This is a genomic window from Peptoniphilus catoniae, assembly GCF_901447155.2.
In the GTDB taxonomy this organism is placed as follows: domain Bacteria; phylum Bacillota; class Clostridia; order Tissierellales; family Peptoniphilaceae; genus Peptoniphilus_E; species Peptoniphilus_E catoniae.
Genome location: NZ_LR588417.1, coordinates 1 through 23616, shown reverse-complemented (window position 1 = coordinate 23616; position 23616 = coordinate 1). Strand labels below are relative to the sequence as shown.

The following is a 23616-nucleotide window of genomic DNA, read 5'->3' as shown; positions in this document are numbered from 1 at the left end:
ATATTGAGTCAAATTTAATATAAGGACAGTATAATTCATATACTTTTAATTTAAGGGATTTGTAGGTTTTTTTCTTGATAGCCATCCTCGGAAGATTCCGCCTTTAAAGATAGAGATTATAATAAAAAACACATCTGCCAGCAGAATAAAAATAAGGGAAGGCAAGAGTATTCTGGTGTAGTGTTTGTTAAAACTTTTGCCTTTGTTAATACAATGAGCCAGTTTAATCGTAAAGTATATAATAGCTATTGATAAAAGGAAGTCTACAAGAACTTGTGAAAGAAAGTTTAAAACAGTATCCCTATATTCAGGCTGCCCCTTGACAGCTGTGGCTGCGGCTATATTAATTAGCATAATAATAAATTGAATAGGAATTAAAATTCTTATTACATTAAGCATAACGCCGCCGCCAATTCCCAAACCCCCTTTCCAGGAAAGTCCGCTTGCCAGACAAAAATTTTCCATAACCTGCATTAGGGCTTCATTTTGTCTTCCTTCAATATATCCGTTATTTGCTATAACATATACATTGCTATGAAGATTTAAGTCCTTGGCATTTTCTTCCAATTTTTTTAAAAAGGGCAGCAGGTGTGAAGGGACGCTGTCAACATAAAGAGGCATGGCGAAGATAATATTATCAAAATCCTTAATCTTTTCTATTATATCTGAGTAGGACTTTTCATTTTTCGGTAGTTTTACCTTTTCCTTTTCTCCTTTAATAAAAAGTTTTATAAAAGATAAAAGAAAGCCGGAAACTGAAAGTCTTTTCTTGGGGCTTACATCTATTAAGAGGCTTTTCATAGGACCTTCTCCTCCAATTCTTTAAAGGAGGAGATAAAATTTAATTTATAGTTTTTCCAGCCTCCATTTGTGGCATTACATTGGGCTAAAAGCTTCCAAGTTTCCCTTTCTTTTTCACTTATATCTCCATAAACGTAAACTTTCATTATATCCTTTTTCCCGTAGCGTAGGGTGTGGTGCATAAGACCTCCCATATAGGCCGAAAGGGGCGTTGATGTTCCAATACCTCTATCAAGTACAGCCTTTATTTTAGGACTGTAGCTACCATAGCAGTTTTCGCTTATAATAATCAACTCATCTGCAAGACCGATAAAGGTTGCTATTTCATGTAGACGATCTTTATAGTCGCAGGTGGCGGGATGTTTGGTCCAGCAATGAAAGCAACCTTTACAGGGAGCATATTTTCCATCGGCATAAAAGACTGAAGATCCTTCAGATGATAAAGAGCTGTTAAATTCTTCCCCCAGGTCATGAATAATCATTTTCATAACTTTTTCTCCTTTAAGCTATTGCTTAATCCTTATATGTAACCTAGCTTGCCTATATTATTTTAATCTTTATTAATTGTAGAAGATACCAATATATATTAAAGCTTATTCAAGTAAAGAATATTTATTATTTAAGTAAAATCTAAGTTTAATAAAATTATTTATAGAAATTAAAATACCTGACAAACCTTTAAAGGCTCTGTCAGGTATTTAAGCTTTTACAAATTATAAAATTTATAATTCTAAAATTTTCAATATATAATTACTTTCCTAAAACAGCTTTTCCCATTGCATCAGTTGCTATTATGGCAGCATAAAGTTCATCTGGAGTAACATCTCCTGCAAGGTTATGAATTGTTTCTCCTTCCGCACAGGCATTTTCAGCTATCTTTCTTATTTCCTCATCTTTAGTTATTCCAAGCTCTTCTAGGGTTATAGGAAGACCTACCTCTATACAAAAGCCTTGAACATCATCAAATTCTTCCTTGACTACACCTTCCAAAACCAATTGGACAAGAGTACCGAAGGCTACACAGAAACCATGGGAAGCCTTATGTCCTCCCAGTGAGGTAAGTCCGTTATAAAAGGAGTGGGCTGCCGCACAGTTTACATTATCAGCTCCAACACCTGACATATAAGTATTGGCTTCTATAATTGCATCTAGAGCAGGTGTGACTACATGGTTTTCACAGGCCTTTATAGCTTGTGATCCATAGGCTCTTAGGGTGTCATAGCATAATCTTGCAAGTCCTAAGCCTGAACGGGTTATACCTGTACCTTCCAAGCTTGGGGATTCAGTTCTTATAGAGGCTCTACCTTCAAAGTAAGTGCCTAAAGCATCCCCCATACCTGAAATTAAAAATTCCACCGGTGCATTGGCTATAACTTGACTGTCAACTATAACTGCATCAGGATTGGTAGGGTAGAACAAGTAAGTATTAAAGCTTCCGTCGTCATTATAAATTACAGAAAGACCTGTACAAGGAGCATCAGTTGCAACTACTGTAGGTATTACTACAATGTGCTTCTTGCAGTAGTAAGCTGTTGCCTTGGCGGTGTCCACTGCGGAGCCGCCTCCTGCAGCTACTACAACATCAATTTTGTCCTCTTCAACTATTTTTTTCATTTTGGCGATTTCTCCCTTGCTGGAAATGCCGCCGAATACTTCATAACGTCTAAAGTCATCTGTTCCTTCAAAGGATTTTTCTATTTTATCATGGCATGCCTTGTAACCGCTTCTTGAACATATAAACAACCATCTCTTGCCCATATAACCCATTTCCTCATGGAACTTAAGTAGGGCATCCTTACCTTGAACATATTTTAGAGGTTCACGCATAGCTCTTAACAATTTCATAATATATCTCCTTTATATTTATTAAATTCAGCATAAGCCTAATGTTTATATACCCATAATTAAATATTTGAGTAAGTCTTATAAAAAACCATGGCAATAAATTTAAAAACAAAATATATTAAAACTCGGACTTAAGTAGGGGAGTAGTTTTGCTTTTTAGCTTTTTATATTAATGTTTAGTTTATGCTTTATAGTATATTTTAATAGGCTCCAAGGCTAAAAGTTTGTATAAATTAGTTTAAGGCTTATATTGGCAATATTCATTGACACACTATTAGTCCTCTATATAAGTAAATAAAATAAAAAAGAGAAGGCTTATTGCCCTCTCTTTTTCTATAGACCTTATATTACCTTAACACTCTTTGGAACTTATCTTTACTTATAACAAGTCCGTCAGTGTTAATGTTAAATAGATTGTTGTCTCCATTAATCCAGTGTGCTCTGTATAAATCTTTCTTGTACAAGAAAGTGTTGCTTGCACATAGGATGTCATAGTAGGACCACATATCCTTCTTGACGTCTTTATAGGTTACTAGGTTCTTGTCATTGTATTCAATATAAGTCTTGTCGAGAACTCTATTGAAGGCCTTATTAGAAACTGCTGCAACCTCTTGTCTAGGAATAAACTCGTCAGCCTTAAAGCTTGCAAGTCCGTCGGTGTAAATACTTAACCAACCTTCCTTATAAGCAGCTTCAACTTCCGCCATAGCCCAGTGGTCAGATTTCATATTCATATGATTTCCCTCTGCATTGGCTATACTTTGGAATCTCTTTAAGGTTGCAATCCATTCAGCCCTTGAGATTTTATCGTCAGGTCTGAAGTAGCCGTCATCATAACCCTTAAATACATTAGCTTGAGTAGTTATCTTAATTGCTTCAGTGTACCACTCATCGCCTATATCCTTATAGTTTAACTTATAGGATAAGTCATACTTGTATCCGTCTTCTTTAAGAGCGTTGGCAAGAATTTGAGCAGCCTCGGATCTCTTTAAGCCGTCATTAGGTCTGAAGTAGCCTTCAAAGCCTTGCATATATTTAACTTCTTTTCTATAAGCGTTGTCCTTAACAGGTACTTCTATATACTTTGTTTCAATCTTAGTTTCAACTATTTTTTCAGGATAAGAAGGTCCCCAAGGGTTAGGTCCAGGTCCCCAAGGATTATGTCCGGGATCCCAAGGATTAGGTCCGGGTCCCCAAGGATTATCCGGATTATCCGGTGTTGGTGGAGTAGTGCCTTCTTTTATCCACTTAGCATATAGTGTAATATTGCTATTTACCGGAGTAGCAAAATTATATCTATATAAGCCATCTTTATCTGTATACCATCCTTCAAATTTGTAACCATCTTCTGTTGGAGCCGGACTAGGTTCTATTGCTGTTTGACCTACATTTACAGTTTGAGCTTCCGGTGCTATTCCATGTCCATTTGCATCAAATGTTACTGTATATTCTGTTATAGGTGTTTCTTGATAAGTGTTAGTTACAGTTAAACCATCTACTACTGAAGTGTAGTTTGGATGGCTAAATGCATTTCCGTCTTCACCTAATTCTTTTACAGTATATACATATTCATTTCCATTATTATCAGTCTTATCCTGTTTACCGAAGTTTACTTGTCCATTTGTAAGATCCATTGCTTGTCCAACATCTTCAGTAACACCATTAGCAGTTCTTTGTAATTGGAATTTAACTTGAGGTGTTATAGTTCCTGCCGGAACATCCTGCCATACCTTAGTAGCGATTATATCCTCTTCAGTTTGTGGAACCTTGTAGGTGTTGGTAATCTTAAATGCAGTAGTTTCATTAGCAGTGATGTCAGAGTCATTTTCAACCTTAGATACATATTCGTTGTTGCCAACTGTATATATCTTATCTGTTGATGTTGGGTCACTAACTGTGCCAAGTTCTTCTACTCTATAAGTGTACGCATAACCTTCATCATCATGCTTAGGAAGATTCTTCCAAACATAAGTTATTGAGTCTGAAGTACTGTTAATTGTTTCAGCTGTATAAGCATTAGTTACATCTTCTTCAATGCTGCCGGCCTTCGCACTTAATCTCTTAAGTGTAAGTGTTACAGCCGTGTGATCAGACATAGGTCCGCCAATCCAAATCTTAGTTGCTCTAACTGTAAGATCATTTTGATTGATAATATTCTTATTAGTTACAGTAACATTAACTTCATCACTACTATTAATAGTTACCTTAAATTCTTGGGTTTGTTTTTCTTCATTGCCAAGAGTAAAGAATGGGGTGTAACCCTTAGTATCTGTTTCCTTAATAGTATATTCACCATAAGGTAAATTATCTAAGGTCTTAGATCCATTTGCTGCAAGTTCAAATTCTTCACTTGTGCCATCAGGTTTTGTTACTGTGAATTTGAATTTGATTGGATCTGCATTTCCTGCAGGAGACCTCATCATCATTCTTACAGGAACATTTTCTAATTTTTTAGTAATAATCAACTTACCATCTTCGGCCATTTTAGTATTTGTAGCTGTTAATCCATCTACCACTGAAGTGTATTTTGGATGGCTAAAGGCATTTCCATTTTCATCTACTTCTTTTACAAAGTAAGTGTATTCAACGCCATTTGCATCAGTCTTATCTTGCTTACCGAAGTTTGCTTGGTTATTTGCATCAAGGTCTGTTGCATCAACAACCTTTACTCCTTGATCAGCATCTGATGTCTTTCTCCAAAGCTCTAACTTGACAGTAGGTGTTGTAGTTCCTGCCGGAACACCTTGCCATACCTTAGTACCGATTACATCCTCATCAGTTTGTGGAACCTTGTAAGTGTTGGTAATAGTGTTGCCATCTTGTGTAACTACATAAGTGTTGCCATTAACTGTAGCTGTTTTTTCATTTGTTTGAGCATCAGTTACAACTCCGGCTTCTTCTACTGTGTAAGTGTATTCCTTACCTTCATCATTAATCTTTGGAAGATCTTTCCATAGATAGTTAAACTTAGAAGCGTTATCTACATCGCGAGTTTTTACTGCTGTAACATCTGTTACTTCTTCTTTTTGTCCACCATCAACTTGTCTGTAAAGGTTCAAGGCTACAGCTGTATGATCTGTTGCCGGTCCATTTACCCAAACCTTTGTAGCCATTACTTCAATGATGTTAGGATTTTCTCCAGGCTTAACATTCTTGTTAGTGAATGTTACTGTGCCTTCTTTAGCGGCCTTTGTTAAAGTAACTTTTCCTGTATTGCTTTCATTTTCCGGGTCTTCTCCAACTTTAACAAATGGAGTTAAGCCTTTTGCATCAGTTTCTTCAATAGTGTAGTCACCGTATAGCAAGCTCTTAAGCTCTTTGCTTTCTCCAGCCTTTAATGTGAATGTCTCTTCCTTTCCATAGGGGTCAGTTACCTTAAAGGTAAATTCCAATGGAGCTGCCGGAGCTTTATGCATTGAACTTGATTTTGCTATAGGTTTACTTTCAATCTTCTTAGTGATTGTAAGTTTACCCATTCTGTGTTCATCTTCGTTTGGAGTATCGTTATCGCCTGGAACTGTTTTTAGTTTGTTGGTGATAGTCTTGTTGCCACTATCATCAGTTTCCATAGCTCCAAGGATCCAGTTAGCATTCCTAGCGTCAGAATCTTCATCCTTAAATGTTTCCTTTACAGAATATTCATAAGCTTTGCCGCTGGCATCTGATTTTGGAAGATTATCCCAAGTTGCTTCAGTAGTTGTTTTTGTAATTTCTTTTACTTCTGCGCCTTGAACTGCTTCTTCTGTTCCGCCTTCAACTTTTCTGTAAAGAGTGAGGTTCATAGTAGGAACATCATTAACATTATCTGCCCAAACTTTATTAACTGTAAATGTCGTTGTATTAGCCTTGAAAGTGTTAGTAACAGTATTTGTGTCATTATTTACTGTAACTACATAAGTGTTGCCATTAACTGTAACTGTCGTTTCATTTGTTTGAGCATCAGTTACAACTCCGGCTTCCTTTACAGTGTAGGTGTATGCCTTGCCATTATCATCAGTTGTTGGAAGGTCTTTCCAAGTGTAGTTGAAAGTTCCTGTGTTTGCAGCACCTGGTGTAACTTCCGGAGTTAGGCCTGAAACTTGTTCTTTTAGTCCACCTTCAACTTGTCTAAATAGATTTAGACTTACTTGAGTGTGGTCTGCTTCAGGTCCATCTGACCAAACTTTTGTAGCTGTAACATCAGCTTTTAGAACCTTGTAGGTGTTGGTAATAGTGTTGCCATCTTGCGTAACTACATAAGTGTTGTCACCAAACTTAACTGTTTTATCTGTTTCAGGAGCAGTAGGTTCAATAATATTAGCTTCTTCTACTGTGTAAGTGTATTCCTTACCCTCTGTATTGTGTTTTGGAAGATTTGTCCAAGTGTAGTTAAATTTGTTAATGTCGTCGGCATCGCGAGTAACCTTTAGTTTTACATTTCCTTCTACTTGAACTTCTTCTTTTTGACCACCTTCAACTTGCCTAAATACATTTAGACTTACTTGCTTGTGATCTGTTGTCGGTCCATTTTTCCAAATCTTTGTAGCTTCAAGAGTGACAAAGTTCGAATCCGGTTTTTCAAGATTTTGGTTTACTACTGTTACTGTCTTTGTGTCATTAGCTTTAGATACTTCAACCTTTATAGGTTCATCTGATAAAGTTGAAGTGCCCGGAGTGTAGTCACCTTCAACGTACTTAGGTGTATAGTTATTTGTTTCAATTTCCTCAACAGTGTATTCGCCGTAAGCTAAATCTTTTAATTCTTTTTCTTTTCCGGCCTCTATTTCAAAAGTTTCTTCATAGCCATAAGGTCCGGTTACTTTAAATTTAAACTTAATTGGTGCAGCCGGTGCTTTCATCGGTCCCTTTGCCATTGCCATTGCCGGTACCGGTTCGTTTTCAAGAACCTTCTTAACAGTTAACTTGCCTACGAAGTTCTTATCAGGATCTGGATTCGTTCCCGGTTCTGCAGGCTTCTTTAATGTGTTAGTAATAGTTCCTTCTGTAGGAGCAACTTTTGTTTCATACTCAGCTTTTGATATATACTCATATGGCATTGTCCCGGTAATCCAGTTGTCATTTTTAATGTCAGAATCTTTAAATTCTTCCTTGACATAGTAAGTGTAAAGATCTCCATTTGAATTTGCTTTTGGAAGGCCTTTCCAAACTGCTTCTAAATTCTTACCATCAACATATCCTACTTCTTCTCCTTGAACTGCTTCATCACCCGGTTGTTCTTCGCCGGCATCTCCAATTGTCCATGCTCTCCAAAGAGTAAATTTCATAGTAGGATATTCATCTTCTGTTAGTGTAAGGCCAGTTGGAATATCCCAAACCTTTGTAGCTGTGAAGTCCATCTTTTCTGCAATGTAAGTTGCATAGAAGACTTCTGGTGTATAACCATCGTCAGGGTATGTTTCCCAATCCCAATCTGGGACCTTTATTACATAATCATCAGCAACTTTTGAACCATCTGCTGCCTTGTTTTGCCATTCTTTAAAAGCAGCCATGTCCTTAGTTGGAAGGCCGTATTGGCTTTCTATCTCTGCCCTAGCTTCTTCAAAGGTTACTGGGTTGTCGCCTGTGTTTATATACACCCAAAGAGTTTTTTGCGTGTTGGCTCCAAATTTACCGCCATTGGCATCGAAAACTACTTTGAAGTAAGCATTTTCATTATTCGGATCTTTTGTTGTTACTCTTTTTAAATAAGAGTACTTAACTGTATCCAGTTTATCTGGTTCTGCTGGATCCTTATAGTATTTACCCTTTATATCATCTCTACTACTATAGATATATCCCTTAAAATCAGGTCCTTCGCTGGCAAAATCAATATAATTAGCCTCTCTACCAAGGCCACCAGTTTTTTCTGAAGGATAATCTTGTCCAGCAATATGATACTTCGCGTCGATTTCATTGCCGTAGTTATCAACATAGATAATCTTGATTGTTCCGGTTCCATATTGGGCAGTAATTGTAGATGCTTCTGCGTAAATTTGTCTCTTTCCAAATGTATAGTCAGCCTCAACAGTATCACTATCAGCTTTTATGGTCCACTTAGAAAATTTATTGTCACCAGCTCCCACTGGATCTTTTCCTGGAACTATAACTTTGGCTTTTGGATTTACATAATAGTAAGTCTTTCGTGGGTCTTGAGCCTTATCTGTGGGATCAATGGTTACCTTTACATAATCAGCAGGTATATGTGGGTACTTGTTACCTTCGTCAGTTCCCTTATAGATATTTTTTAAGACTTTGATAGGTATATCTATCTCTCTTTCAGTCCCATCACTGTATTTGATCTTTGCTTTTACTGTTTCAGTTCTTGAGACTTCGTCTGTCTTACTTTCTTTAACCTTGCTATAAATAAATTTCTTTAGGTCATCGCTATCTTTATCATATTCAGTGCCCTTATCATCTACTATAGTGAATGTTAGGCCTGTTTCTGGTAGCGGTCCAAAGTTTCCATTGGCATCTTTGACCTTAACTTGGGCTTTTAAGTCCTCAAATGTAGGAACAAAATCATTGGTAAATCTTGGGGGTTTATTTTTAGGGAAGCTTCCAAGTGACTCAGTAGTTTTAAGTTCTTCTGCTTGGATGTCTTCGTCGCTCCAAATTGCGTAGAAGGTCTTTGCAGTTGTAAGATTTGCATATTCGGTCTCAGTTGCAAGAGTCGTTCCGTTAGCATCTGTAGCCCAGCCCTTAAAAGCCTTTCCCGGCTTTGTAGGATTTTCAGCCTTGTCTGTTAAAGTGCCTTCATATTCAACTTCTTTAACGATTTTTGTTTCAGTATCAGGAGCTGTAAAGTTAGCAAACTTTCCACCATTAGTATCAAAAGTCACAGGGATGACTTCTGTCACAGTAAGCTTACCGCCGTTTATGACATCGTAAGTGAAGTCGTATTTAAACTTATGGTCGCCTGACTTAACAGTTTTAACTCCATTATTTTCTTCAAAAGTTAAGCCTGTTGTAGTAGTTTTAACCTCTACAGTTTGCGGAGTAGTTTCAAGTTCAGCAGATAAGAAAGACCATGGTCCATTATGTTCATCTTCTGCAAAGTTTTCTACAAAACTAGATCTTAATATAGTTCTTGTTGTATCATTTTTAGGAAAATTAAAGTCATTATCTATTTTATCATCGACTTTAAAGTATCCTTCAATTTGAGGTCTATCCGCTTCTTCTAAACCTGTGTGCCATTCGGAAACAAATTTTGTAGAAGCTAGTTGTTGAATCCCTATATCAAGGAATTGTATAGTTGCAACTTGTTTGTCTCCTTCCGGTCTCCATGATACACCAGGTGTACCGTTAGATTCTTGGATAATAAGCTGGACGTTTTCACTAAAGTTTCTTTGTATTTGAACATTATAGGTATAGGGATTTCCATCTACATCATATAGAGGCAAGTAGGTAGGCTTACCATCACTACCTTGCCAAGTATAGGTCCCATCTTTATCTACTAATAGAGTATATGTTACACCTGTCATAACATTACCATTTGTTTGGGTGAACAAAAGCTTAACCTTTGCACCTTGGCCTAATACCTTATTCCAATCAAAGGTAGTTCCATCAATTCCTCTAGTTGTAAGTTTTCCCTGTACATTTGCCCAATACTTCGGCTTGTCCGGATCAGCCGGTTGTTGTCCATCGATGTATGGAGATTTGCTGTTCCTTAATGCTTGGGGAACTATTTCATTGCCTATTTCCAATCCGTCTAAAGCCTCTGTCTTTGAGTTATCTTTTTGCTTAAATTCCTCAGGCTTAGGATAGTAGTCAGGATTCAGCACTCCTATTGTTACTAAATCCCCATCTTTTTTTTCTTTAGACTCTGCGGCAAAAACTAATCCTGTCGGCATTAGAGTCTGAGTCAGCATGGTTAGTGCTAACAAAAAAAATAAAATTCTCTTTTTCATAATTTCCTTTCTCCGACCCACGTCGGTTTAATTAAAAGTTTATACTTTAGATAGACTTGTCTATAACTAGGTTCCCATAAGATCTTATACAAATCTTAAATTAATGGAACCTTTAGGTTTTAGCCAAATCTAAATAAGCATTTAAACATTTTACATATTTTTATAAATGGAGTTTCACTAGTTAGTGTTAAATGTCATCCTCAATTTCATATCATCCCTCCCAAACTAGAAATTTTAAACCTAAAACCCCACAATGAGTATAAGTATATTATACATATTCCATCTAAATATCTCAATTCTTTTAACCTAGTATTTATATGAAACTTTTATATTTTAATGTTTGTTTTTATTTTTTGTAATTTGTATGTGTATTTTATAATTTGTGAGTAAATCTTTTACTTTAACCCTTTAATCTGTGGTAGATAAAACCTAAATGTTGTAAAAAAAGAACTGACCAAGGAATTTCCCTGATCAGTTCTTTTGTTTTTGTCTGATTTTTCGTGCTTAGTTAGTGGATAGTCTCTAATATAGGATCACATGATCTAATACCATCATCTGCCCAGTATCTTATAATATCTCCAGCTTGCAATGGATCATTTAAATTAAATAAATGGAAGGTTTCTCCTCTTCTGCTGTAACTGTTATTTTCATAAGAGCTAATTACATTGCCGGCTCTTATAACTTCCAGCTTACCCTTAGCTCCATTTGATAGCTCTTTGATGAAAATCCTTTTGCTTCCTGCTGGTGGAGTGTCTATTACAATTTTAATGTCAGCTAAATTTTCATCACTTATAATAGTGTCTTGAGTAAAGCTTTGTTTAACCCATTGGAAATTTACTGCATAAGGATCATTAATCATATTTAGATCCATAGGTTCACTAACAATGTTTACATCCTTCCAACCCTTAAATGAATCACCAATATTTTTCTCTAAAACAACAGGTGTAAGAATTCTAACTTCTACATTTCTCCTTACATAGTACTTTGCATTGTTTGGAATATAGAATTTACTATCATCTGATACTTTAAATGTTACCAATACCATATCATCCGGTTTTTCTTCTTGAATTTGTGTTTCATCTACAACATTAGGGTCAACAGGAATAACATTTGCCTTAGGTTCATACTGTGCTATAAATGTTACATCTTGATTATTTAAGGCTAATTCTTTGTCCCAACCGCTATTTAAATCCTTTGCCTTGTAGTATTTATCAGGGACAATTTCAGGAACCTTTAGTCCTGCTGCTTTAGCTTGGTCAAAGGTCAAGTCTTTTGCAACCTTATAGGTTACATCTCCTATAAGTGTTCCATGGGATCCCTTAAGGAAGGTAACCTTGATAAATTGTTCTTCAACTCTATCGCCGTCATTAATTCTCTGAACTTTATCTTGCCATTGTGCTATTAGTGTTTTGTCTTCTGTTATAGCTGAAGCTAGGTCAAAGTAAGACGGGTCACTTTCTTTTCCTTTTTCCTTCCAACCCATAAATACTTTACCATCTAATGTCGGTATAGCAACATTTGTCAATTTCTTTCCATGTTCAACTTTTTGACTTGCCACATCTGTTCCGCCCATAGTGTTAAAGGTTACAGTGTGTACAGATGATGACCATTGTGCAGTTGCCGTTCTATTCTTATTAAGTGTGATTTGTTCTCCCGGTTGATAGATTGTTTCATCTTCATCAAGCTTCCAGCCTATAAATGTTGCATTCGGCTTTGTAAGATTACCTTTATTTGCAAGCCAAACTGTTTTGCCGGTGTCTACTGTCGCCTTACCCGGTACTGTTCCTGTTACATCATCTCCGCCCTTGTTGTAGGTCAAGGTTACTTGACCTGATTGGAAGATTGCTACATGAACTCTTTCGCTTGTGATTGGAGTTGTTTCATCAATGCTTTCTTGCCATTTTGCAAAGGTGAAGTTTTCATTTGCTGTTGGTGTTGGGACTACTAGCGTTTTATTGTCAGCTGTTGCTGTTTTTCCTAATTTAATTCCAGCCTTGGGATTTACATAATAAACTTTTTCAGGGGCATCAGCATCAAAATGTCCGTTGCCATCTGTTATAAACTTAACTGTTACATAACCCTTTGGAGCTTCAGTTACCTGAGGTGTTTTTTCTACTATGTCCTCGGTTTTTGTAAAGTTAAAAGTAAATTCCGTATCAGCATCAAATGTTGCTTTTAATGATTTACTACTTGTGTCCCAATCTCCGCTAATATATCCAACATCCGGAGTCTTTGTAATACTATTAGCTGAATCAGTCATGTCAACTTCAACTTCAGGTGATACAAAGTAGATTAGAGTTCCATCTACAGATCCGCCTGTACCTGCCTTGAAGGTTATCTTTACATAGTTGTCCATAGCCCCTTCAGGTCTATCTCCAAACTTGTTAGCCGGTATTATCGGTTCGTGAACTTCTACAGGTATTTTAACAGGATTTGTATTTGTACCTTCTGTTGTTCCGTCAGTATAGGTAATAATTACACTTGCATCTGACTTTCCGACTGTATCTTTATCAGGTTTTGAAATAACTTCTATAGATTGAATTGTCTTGCCTTCCGGTGGAGTAATTTTATCTTTTAAGCTATCGTCAGTAATTTCCTTACCCTTAGGTGTGTCGAGTTTAGTAACTGTACTTTTACCTATTAGCTCTGCTGCATCTATTTCTTCTTCATAGGATGCCTCAACAACCGTTACCTTGTCTATATATTGGTTCTTAGCCAAATCAATAGTTGCTGCAGGTGTAAGATCTGTTAGGTTATTATCGTCACTACCTGTTTTAACCTTTTGCCATTCAATAAAGGTGTAAGTTACTTTTTGATTGCCTAAGGAATCTCCGTTGGCATCTTTCAATTCTACCTCTACATCAGCTTTACCTGTTGGATTTGTTACTTCTATAGGCACTTCCTTGTTTGGATTAACCCAGAAAGTTTTTTCAAACTTACTATCATCTGTTGCCTTATCTGTAGTAGTAACTATTACTTTTACATAGCTGCTTGGTACATTCGGTTTTTTGTTTGGATCTTTTTGTTCAACAACATCAGCTACGCCTACCGGTTTAATTACCGTGTCTTCAGTAAATTTATGACGCTTAGCAAAGTCAAAGTTACCATTTGCTGCTCCATCATCATTTTGTGCATCTACACTTGCTGTCCAATTGATAAATGTTGATGAGCCATCCGGTTTAACTTCAGAAATTGCTACCCAAGCCTTTGAATTTACATAGTAAACCTTGTTGTCCTTGGAATTCATATCGCCGGTAGGGGCAACGGTAACCATTACGTAGTTGCCGGTTACATCTTGCAAGCCACCTTCTGCAGCAGGTTTCTTTTCTGCTTCAGATAAGAACAATGGTTTCTCTGTTCCTGTAAGTGCTTCATAAACATTTTTGTAAACTGTTACTGGTATTTCAATGTCTTGAATTGAATTATCAGCATATTTAATCTTTGCCGGAATTTTAACTTCTCTTACAAGCTCATCCTTATCAGCCTTGCCTAACTCCTTAAAGGAATCAGCTAAAGTCGTTTCAATATCATCTGCAAATATTACTTCTACTCCGGCAGGTAAATTTTCTTCAACTTTATTCTTGTACCATTTAACTTGTCCTTTTAATTTATCAACTGTTGGAGCGAAGTCATTTGTCCAAGTGCCATTAGGATCTTTAAAGGATTCTGTTACTACTAGAGGATTGATTTTTATTTCTTTCCAGTCAAAGTAGGCTGTGAAAGTGTAGCTGTCGTTAATTATTGTATTGTCATTTAATAAGGCTCTGTTGTCCCACTTGATAAAGTTTTTACCTGGTTCAGGTGTTACATAGTACTTGCCTTCAACCTTTTCACTTTCTGCAACAGGGTCTCCCGGTACAGGAAGGAAGTCTGACTTAAGTCCCTTTATTACATCGTAGTTAAGTTCTTTAATGTCCTTACCTTGGTCATCCTTACCGAAAGATCCGCCTTCTTCCGCCTTAAAGGTTACTCTTACATAACCATCCGGAACCGGGTCATCTTTTGGAACTTCGATTACTCTTACATCCTTGTAATAGAAGGTAATTTCGTCTTTGCCTGTGTCGTTAATGCCTAAGAATGCATTTGTTTCTTCGTTTACATCAAAGAAAAGTTGTTGTTGCGGTTTTTCATTATCAGCTAATACCCAGCCTGGTATTGGTCTATAATTTCTTGCATCATAGTGACGGTTACCATTGGAAACTTTTTCTTGTGGAATTATTGCTCCATTTGCTGGATCGTTTTTAAATCGTTCATCTATATAGTTAACCTTGTAGTCACGAGTTCTAAATGGTCTGTAGAAGAAGTGGAAGACATTATTCTTGGCATCAGGATTTGGAATTAAATTTCCACTGCCATCATCAATCTTTTCAGGTTCCACGCGGAAAGTTTGGAAGTAGGAGTTATTTAGATAATTTACTCTTTTATTATAGTCTTCGTACAGTGTCTTTAAGTCGCCGGTTAATTTTTCACTAAGCTCTTCATGGGAAGCAAGTGCCAATTCATCGTTTTGTTGGTCTCCGGTTGTGGCAACCAGATAGCCTGCACGCTTGCCATGCAAGGTCTCAGGTATGGTTTTTGTTTCTTCACTTAAATCCACGCTTAGAATGTGATGTACTACATCGACATCTACTCTATTGTTTGGAACCCAAATTGCCTTTAAATAGACTGGTGCTACTACGTCGTTACCAAAGGAATATAATTCTGGAACCTTATAAGTTTCTCTATAAGAGTTGTCAACTTCATTTGTATAGTCGCCTTTATTATCCTTCTTATATCTAATTACTTCCCAACCCATAAAGTCGTAGCCTTTTCTTGTAGGCTTCTTTGGTTCTACAAGCTTTTGTCTTTGGATAACGGTAAAGATTTGCTTGTCGCCATCATTGGCTTCTTTTTTCGCATAGGTATTTATTTCTTCTTGACCTATGTCTCCTTCTTGTATCTTTTTGCGGCTTGTAGTTAAATTTTCTTCCTTAATATTTCTTAGGCTTCCGCCGTTTGGATCAAAGGTAACCTTCCACTTATAGTCCGGTTCGCCCCACTTAGCATATAGGTTTACCGGGTGGTTAGGCATGATTTCGCCCGGGTTCTCCCAAATAAGCTTAGTGCCGGCAGGGTCTAGGGCCCATCCCTTGAATACCATTTGGTCTGAAAGATTGTCGGGACGCTTAACTTTTAACTTGCCATCAGTATCTGTAAATATTAAATCAGTAAGACCTAATTTTTGTAAATTCTCTGGATTATCCAATAAGTTAGCTGGATTGTCTTTTTTATATTCATCTGTAGTATCTACTTTAGGGCTTAGAGCCTTTAGAGGAAATTCATAGAAGGTTTGTAGTTGGTTTGTTGAGTTAAACTCATTGTCACCCTTAATCACTGACGGGTCGCAGTTAAACCTTAGTGGGTACTTGTTACGAGTGTATTTAAACCTAAGGTAGCCGTTTTCTTTAAAGCCGTCCCAGCCATCAGGGTCACCAAACTCATCGGCATTATTAAAGAAGGCGTAAATAAATTGCATCTTACCTACAGGGAGTTCATTCCCAAACACTGTATATGTCTTAGTAGGAAACGGTGTTACTGCTGCACGCTCGGCGTTTATTTTATCTACGTCATCTGCAGTAAAAAATTTCGCTGGTTCAAAATCTCTCTTGCCAGTAAAGCCTTGAACCTTGGGGTATCTAGGCGCATAATCTTTAGAATTGGTATCTGCCTTGGACCTGTATAGGTCGTAGCGGATAATTGTTTCGCCGTCCTTAAAGCCGTCCATCCAAAAGTCCATGTGGTGAGGCATAGAGTCTTTATCCTGCTTTATACCAAAGGAAAGAGTTGTAAAATCGAACCAATTTAAATTTATGGTTGTTCCATCACCCTTATCTATATTTTTCGTGTAGCCGCCTCGCCTGGTGTAATCTCCCGTTTTCACGCCCATGTCCAAGAATTCATCGGCATTTAATCGATAAGGAGGTGTGTCCAAGTGAGTTGGCCAATCTGGCGTATCATAGTTTGGTCCCCAGCCGAAGGATTGCATGTTAGGACTAAAGCCCTTGGTTTGCATGGAATCGTTTGGCCAGCCAAGCATGAGCTGGTTAAACCTAGCCTTGTAATGGTAAGGATTGCCTGGACCGCCTAATTTTACCAGATTATTATCTTTGTCATATCCCCAAATTTCAGGGTAAAAAGTATTTTTACCATTATCTATCTTTTTATAATGATTGGATTCAGTGAAGTATAGTTCATATACTTGTCTGTCGTAGTAGATATTGTAGACAGTCTTACCTGTTGCATCCACAGACTTAACTAGATTTACATTTGCAGGGTCCTTATTTTGATCATGAGTTAGAGCTTGGTTGTAAACATAGAACTTGTTTAGATAAAGATCTTTTCCACGATTAAATCTATCGCCATTCCATATCTTTTTTAGACGAAATTGGTCTAGGTCAGGAAAGACGATGTCTTTTACCGGTTCATTGTCGAGGTCCGGTCTCGAGCCTGTGGTTTGATCTTTATATACACGAGTGCCTATATAGTCGTACTTATCAGCTAGAGAAGCACCATCTGCGTGGTCTGCCTTTTCTGCCCAGAATTGGACAGCATAGCCTGCCTTGTCCTTGTCCTTCCAAACTGCTGTGAAGGTAACCTTACTTGCCGGCATTTTTATATCTGCAGCTAGGTTTAAAATAGCCTTGCCATTAGTATCTTTGATGATTCCATCTGCCCTATATTTGCTTCCATTTATAGATTCTAAATCTACAGATGGCTTCCAACCTTGGAACTTGCCGCCTACTTTTGTAGGAATAGCTTCATCGGCAAGTTTAGGAATCACTTGTCCTGTGTAAAGGGTACGAGCTGGAAGCTCTGTTCCGCCTGCAGTGTCAAAAACTACATCGTAGTGGGCACGGTTGTAACGGTATTCCAAAATAAAGTTCGTAGCATTTTCCGGAACTTGCATTGTTATAGAGTCAGCTTCTGGGACAAAGCCTTTTACTCTCGGATCATTTTTGTCCAATGGACTTACTTCCATAGTTGAACCAGTATTACCTTGTTGAGTGGTAAAAAGTGCGTGTTCTTCATCAGTACTTCCATCCGGATTTGTGTACTTGGTAAAGTCTTCTAAGTCTTGGAAGACGTGTTTGATTTTAATACTATTGCTTCTAGCTGTGTATTTAAAATCTTGCTTGTCAGAGTATCTAAAGCCGTTAACATCATCGCCTGCTTTGCCCTTACCATCTGCAGCCTCTTTGACAGTTTTGTAGTCAATTTTAAAATCATCTTCTGGCTCGTCATAACCAGCAAGAGCAGGTAGGTCTATAGTCTTCTTAACTTTAGCTTTTTCCTCATTTGTTGCTGCTGCACCTACACTTGCGATGTATGGTTGGTAGTCAACCTCATACTTTTCCCCTCTTTGTACCTTAAAATCAGTACGCAGGGTGTAGATGGCCGGCTGCTCCGGATTTTTAATTAAATCTGCTGCCTTGTCTGTCTTTGCCGGCTTAACAGGTGTCAGTTTGTTTACAATCTCTGATTTGTCGCCCGTTAAGTTATTATAATTCACCTCGGCAAAGGCCTGTGCCGGAACCGACAAGAGCATAAGTAATGCTAATAAAAATGTCGTTGTTCTTTTTAAATAATTTTTCACTTTCTCTCCCTCTCTATTAGGAATAATTTTTGTTTTTCCCTATATATTCTTAATAAGAAACTAAATTCATTTAGTCCATATTATTAATTATCATCATATATTAATTAGGCTTATAATTCAATTGATATATGATGATAATATAGCCTTTTTAACTATAAATTTAAAAATATTTTTAAAAACTATATTTTTTATTTTTTCATAAATTTTCCCGCTTTAATATATTTGATATAATTAAATCTGAGGTGAAAATTTATGAAATTAGGCATTATCGGAGCAGGTGCAGTCGGCTTTGCCGTTGGGTATACGGCGGCGAGAATGGGCATAGTATCTGATATAAGGTACAACGACATAATAGAAGAAAGAGCAAAGGCTCAAGCCATGGACATAGAGGATGCATCAAGCTTCTATCCTCACTATGTAAAAATGGGCTGGGGCTCCTATGCAGATATGGCAGACAGAGACATAATAGTCCTATCTACAGGAGACTTATCGGGAATAAATGACAGGCTTGAAGAATACGTCAAATTTAAAAGCAGCACTGAGTCCTATGTAAAAGAAATAGTGGCAGCGGGCTTTAATGGTATCTTTATAGTGGTAAGCAATCCTTGTGATTTAATGGCGGACTTGGTTTATAGGGCAAGTGGATTTCCCAAGCAAAGAGTTATTGGATCCGGCACCGCTCTTGATACAGTAAGACTAAATACAACTCTTGCAAAAATTTTAGACATTGATCCCTCAGATGTTAGAGGCATAACCATTGGCGAACATGGTGAAAGTCAATTTGTCGCCTGGTCAAATGTTCTTATTAACAATATTAAATTAGATGATTATTTAAAGGCTAATCCTATAGATTTTTCCAGAGATAAGGTTGAAGACCTTGTTAGAGAAAGAGCCTGGAGGGTAATAGATGGCAAGGGTCATACTCAATGCGGTATAGGCAATACTGTTTGTTCAATGATAGATGCTATAGCAAATGACAGAAAAAAGATAATTTTAGTTTCCACACTTTTAGAAGGAATCTATGGACTTAATGACATTTACCTGTCAACTCCATGTGTTATCGGTAAAAACGGCGTGGAAAAAGCCCTTGAACTGGACTTAAACGAAGAGGAACTAAAAAGACTTAAGCATTCAGAAGAAATTTTAAAGGCCAATAGGGAAAAGTATAAATAAAAATTTACAAGAATCAATTTTTGTTTGCTGATTTAATATTATCTATTCATTTACCCTCTATTAGCTTAAGGATTTTTTACACTTAAGAGGCAAGGGCAGGCTCTAATGTAAACAAGTTGCCTTTATTTATTCTGTTAGAGTTTAAGGGTCTAGTCTTTTATTAAGGGATATATTATAATCCAGTTAATGAGGAGAGGCTTATGGAAGATAAAAGAAAACTAAAATTTATTCTTTATGCATTTGCACTTTTACTAATTATTGGCGAAATCGGTTATAAGATCTTATTAGATGTATCTTTTGTAGATGCTTTTTATATGACAGTTATAACTATATCCACTGTAGGCTTTGGCGAAATCGGAACCACCAGCAGTCAATCGGAGCTTTTTTCAATCTTTATGATATTTGCAGGTGTAGGTGTGGTGGGATATGCTTTTACCACAGTTGTTGCTATGTTTGTTGAGGGTAAGGTTGCAGATTTGTGGAAGGGAAACAAAATGAATAAAAAAATTTCCACTCTAAGTGATCACTATATAATATGTGGATCGGGAGAGTTGGCAGAGGTAATTATAAAAAAATTTATAGATGAGAATTTGGACTTTGTTGTTATAACGGACAAGCGTGAAGACCTTGACGACTATAGCCACCATAACATTTTGGTAGTGGAAGGCCACTCCACTGAAGAAAGTATTTTAGAGCAAGCCGGAATCCAAAGGGCTAAGGGACTTCTTGCCACCTTGGAAACAGAAGTGGATAATATAGTAACTGTACTTACAGCAAGAAACCTTAACAAAGAGATATACATTATTGCAAATTCTCTTAGCAAATCAGGGCGTGAAAAATTATTAAAAGTCGGTGCAAACAAAACTTTGTCCGCAGTAGAAATAAGCGGCAACAGAATGGCATCACTAATGACAAAACCCAATATTATTTCATTTTTAGATGTAGTTACAAGAATTGGAGATGTGGAGCTGGACCTTGAAGAGGTTATAGTGAAGAAGGGCTCCTATCTTGAAAATAAAAATTTAGTTGAAGCACAAATTCCTAAGAAAACAGGGCTTACCGTTCTTGCAATAAAAAAGATTGAAGACAATGAAATGCTTTTTAACCCACCAATTGACTACACCTTTAAAATTGGAGATGTGCTTATTGTTCTTGGAAGAGAAGAACAGGTTGACAAGTTAAAACACTTAGGCGATGAAATTAATTAAGGCTATCTATAAAAGGATAGCCTTTTATTATATGTTTTAAGCTGATTCTTTGCACTTTCTTTAATGTTATTAAACTTAATATATTTATAGGGGCCTTCGGGATTATGGTATTGATTTTATTAAACATTACACATTTAATTTAAGCAGCAAAAAGCACCCGAATCATTCGGATGCTAAATAAGTTTTTAATATATAAATTGATTTTATATTATAGGCATATAAAACTGTAGGCAAAGGGCAAGTCGAGCATCCTTGCATAGGCCATAGCTTGTTGCAAACCTTAAGAAATACTCTTTTTATTATCCTTGGCTTCTACAACGGCAATGGGGTTATTGTTATTTAAATATAATATATAGTCAGCTTTTTTGGGTTTTTCTCTAAACCTAAGATTCCCACGAATATTAATTTTTCCGTCTGTAATTTGAGTTTCCATAGTAATCTTGTCTTTATTCCACTTGGAGGTAATAGACGGTGTAATATAATGAAGCTTTATAGCTTCCTCAGTCATTTGTTTTTTATTTAATACCTTGCTCATTTAATCATCACCTTAGAATCTTAAATAGATGTGAATTTTTTAAAAATCAATAGTAAAATACATTTGCTTTATATAGCATATCAAATAAATCTAGAGGGTCCATATTTATTTTTTATCCCTTTATTTAAAAAGATTAAAGGGAAAGATTAAAAATTCACTTTTAGTATAATATGAATCATCATTTTTTAAGATGCGATAGGCGTTGTAGGAAAACAAAATTGAATTATAGGAAGATATTGAATCTTCATAGCCAAAGGGAAGAGGGGCTACTAAGAGTAATAAAACAATTATAATAATCATCTTCTTTTTCTTTTTACCTTTTTTGATTTTTTCATAAATTATCCATTCTTCAATTTGTAATAAAAGACTTTTAACTATTTTAAGTCCATTTACTGGACACTTTTAATTTTTAAATCTTTTATGTTATCAACCTACACCAAGGATGAAATTAATTCTTTCAAACATAGTGTATGAATAGAGATCTTCTTCTACGAGGCTGTTCCAATCGAGGATATCCTCGGCATTAAAGACTCCCTTAGGTAAAATCAGGCTGCCGTCCTTTAAGCTAATTGATGGTGAGAACTCCAAGACATCGTCTCTGTACCTAATGGTGATTTTTCCGTTTGGAGCAATTTCACTAATATTTTGACAGATAAAGGTAGTTCCTGCACAGGCATTATTATCCAAGAGGTAATTGTCCACCTCTTTTAATTTTCCGTCTTGGGAAATTTCCAATTCCTTTAGGGAGACAGAGGCATTTCTGTACTTAGGTATAATCAAATAGCACTCAGCTCCATTTAGAAAAGGCATGTCGCCGCCCTTGCTTTCTTTCATGGAGATAAGCATATTGGGATCTTCATAATCTAAAAATAAACTTGACCAGGGATAAAGCTTTTCAAGGGTTCTCTTTAAACTATCCTCATCATAGACAGAGCCCAGATAAATTATAAAGGCCTTGTATTTTTTATCAGTAGAATCGATGCCGAGCTTTCTCGCCATCCTTAGATATTCATCAGAAATAGGATTCTTATTAAAGCTGTTTGACTTTAAATTTAAAGTTACCGGGTAGAAGCCCATGTTTCCAAGATCATATTGACTAAAGAGAAAGTTAGGTTTGCCGACCTCGTCTATATAAATTTGATGATCTATAGAACGGAATTTGTCCCATAGGGTGTTAAGAACCATGCCTGTATAGTTGCTTGGATTATAGATAAAGGTATTGTCAAGGACATCTGAATAGTAAAGGCCGGTGGTTAGATCTTGCCTTTCCCTCAGGCTATCCTCAACTATGCCTAAAAGGTCATCGGCATCTACACCGAAATTACTCATCAGCTTATAGTCATCAATAAATTTTCCATCAGGTAGAGAAAAGTTATAGGCAATATAATCTGCAGGATCATCCTGCCAATAATCATAGGATTCAATCATGACGCTAAGTATATTTTCGTCTTGGTAAGTAGAAAAAGAAAGATAAATTCCAAGATCGGCACTTTCAGAATCATCCTTGTGAGTCTCGTATATATTTTTTATATTTTCTACCATTTCATCAATTTCAGCGTTTGCCGCCTTTGCATCCTTGGAGTCTAAAAGAATCCTAGGTAGGTGAATGCCAAAGTTATCTCTCTTTGCAGAGGCTATATATTTTTCATCCATGAAGTCATTCCAAATCTCCCTATCCTCAACATAGGAAGACATGGAACCGATTTTTGCACCCTTAACAGGCCTTAAAACTTTTTTATCTTTAGAGCCGGTCTTATTAGAATCTTTCTCTGGGGATTTTTTCTTATCAGCATTATTAATATTGCTTGTATTGTTTGTATTGTTTGTATTTTCATTTACAAGCTTAGACGAACTACCTTCTTTTTTGCAGCCGGAAAAAATAGCAACGGCAAGCATTAAAATAATTAAAATTTTAAAATTTCTTTTCATAATATACCTCACATAAATAATCAGTGTTTGTTTAACTTAATTATAGCAGAGAAAGGAACTTTCTCCACCATTATAGAAGAGCAAGCTGAGTTTAAGTAAAAAAAACGGTCTAGCCTCATACTAAACCGTTTTTACCTTTAATATATAATTTTAAGAGTGAGTTAACTTATTTAACAAGAATGGATCTATAAATAGTAACCTTGTTGGTTTGACTATTCCAGATTATATCCTTGCCGTCTTGAAGTCCCAGTGCTCTTGCTATATTAGCTATTGGAAGCATAGTTCTGCCATTTATAATTTCCGGTTTTACATCGCTGGTGTAGACTTTGCCATTTACGATTATTTGGTTGGTGTCTACTGGTATTTCTACTCTTGTACTACCTTCTTTCAATATTACTGTTCTAGTACTTTCATTCCAATCTACGTCAAATCCAAGTGCCTCTGCCACATATCTTACTGGGAGCATGGTTCTTCCTTCCTTGATATATGGTGCTATATCCATCTTGATTTTTGATTGTACTCCGTTTATTTCTCTATTAAGTACGTCTATTCCTATTGTAAGTTCAAGTTTCCAATCTATTTCTATACTATTTACTGGTTTTTCTT

The 23616-nt window shown here is 36.5% G+C and carries 9 protein-coding genes and 1 pseudogene; 2 read left to right on the top strand and 8 right to left on the bottom strand.

All coding sequences use genetic code 11. From position 1 onward, the window contains the following. Nucleotides 1-45 precede the first annotated feature (45 nt). The 5 genes from PEPCATONIAE_RS06820 to PEPCATONIAE_RS06800 form a co-directional block, all read right to left on the bottom strand. Nucleotides 46-801, bottom strand: coding sequence for a hypothetical protein (locus tag PEPCATONIAE_RS06820; protein ID WP_138160387.1), 756 nt, complete (start codon nt 799-801; stop codon nt 46-48). Next, nucleotides 798-1289 (bottom strand): flavodoxin family protein, encoded by a 492-nt coding sequence (locus PEPCATONIAE_RS06815; RefSeq protein WP_138160386.1) that lies wholly within the window; start codon nt 1287-1289, stop codon nt 798-800. The genes PEPCATONIAE_RS06820 and PEPCATONIAE_RS06815 overlap by 4 nt, the downstream gene beginning before the upstream one ends. 262 nt (nt 1290-1551) lie before the next feature. After that, nucleotides 1552-2646: a glycerol dehydrogenase gene (locus PEPCATONIAE_RS06810; RefSeq protein WP_138160385.1), complete on the bottom strand. Its 1095-nt coding sequence runs from the start codon at nt 2644-2646 to the stop codon at nt 1552-1554. Nucleotides 2647-2993: 347 nt separating this feature from the next. Then, nucleotides 2994-10532, bottom strand: a complete 7539-nt coding sequence (locus PEPCATONIAE_RS06805; protein ID WP_138160384.1) for a Cna B-type domain-containing protein — start codon at nt 10530-10532, stop codon at nt 2994-2996. A 508-nt stretch (nt 10533-11040) separates the two neighbouring features. Then, complete coding sequence (locus tag PEPCATONIAE_RS06800; protein ID WP_138160492.1) at nt 11041-18117, bottom strand: InlB B-repeat-containing protein; 7077 nt, start codon at nt 18115-18117, stop codon at nt 11041-11043. Between the two features lie 300 nt (nt 18118-18417). On the opposite strand from PEPCATONIAE_RS06800, the gene PEPCATONIAE_RS06795 reads away from it, so the two are divergent. Together PEPCATONIAE_RS06795 and PEPCATONIAE_RS06790 are read left to right on the top strand one after the other, a co-directional pair. Then, a complete protein-coding gene (locus PEPCATONIAE_RS06795) occupies nt 18418-19338 on the top strand; it encodes a lactate/malate family dehydrogenase (RefSeq protein WP_138160383.1) in 921 nt (306 codons plus the stop codon). Nucleotides 19339-19538: 200 nt separating this feature from the next. Continuing rightward, nucleotides 19539-20546 carry a potassium channel family protein gene (locus PEPCATONIAE_RS06790; RefSeq protein WP_138160382.1) on the top strand — a complete coding sequence of 336 codons (1008 nt, stop codon included), beginning with the start codon at nt 19539-19541 and terminating at the stop codon, nt 20544-20546. A 283-nt stretch (nt 20547-20829) separates the two neighbouring features. Here the strand turns inward: PEPCATONIAE_RS06790 and PEPCATONIAE_RS06785 are convergent. From PEPCATONIAE_RS06785 to PEPCATONIAE_RS06775, 3 genes and pseudogenes are all read right to left on the bottom strand, one after another. Beyond that, nucleotides 20830-21081 (bottom strand): annotated as a pseudogene (locus tag PEPCATONIAE_RS06785) (EcoAI/FtnUII family type I restriction enzme subunit R); the annotation flags it as partial. A gap of 426 nt (nt 21082-21507) precedes the next feature. After that, entirely contained in the window at nt 21508-23010 is a 1503-nt protein-coding gene (locus PEPCATONIAE_RS06780) for a hypothetical protein (protein ID WP_138160381.1), read from the bottom strand. A 166-nt stretch (nt 23011-23176) separates the two neighbouring features. Continuing rightward, on the bottom strand, nt 23177-23616 hold a 440-nt coding region (locus PEPCATONIAE_RS06775), incomplete at its 5' end, for a copper amine oxidase N-terminal domain-containing protein (protein WP_138160380.1).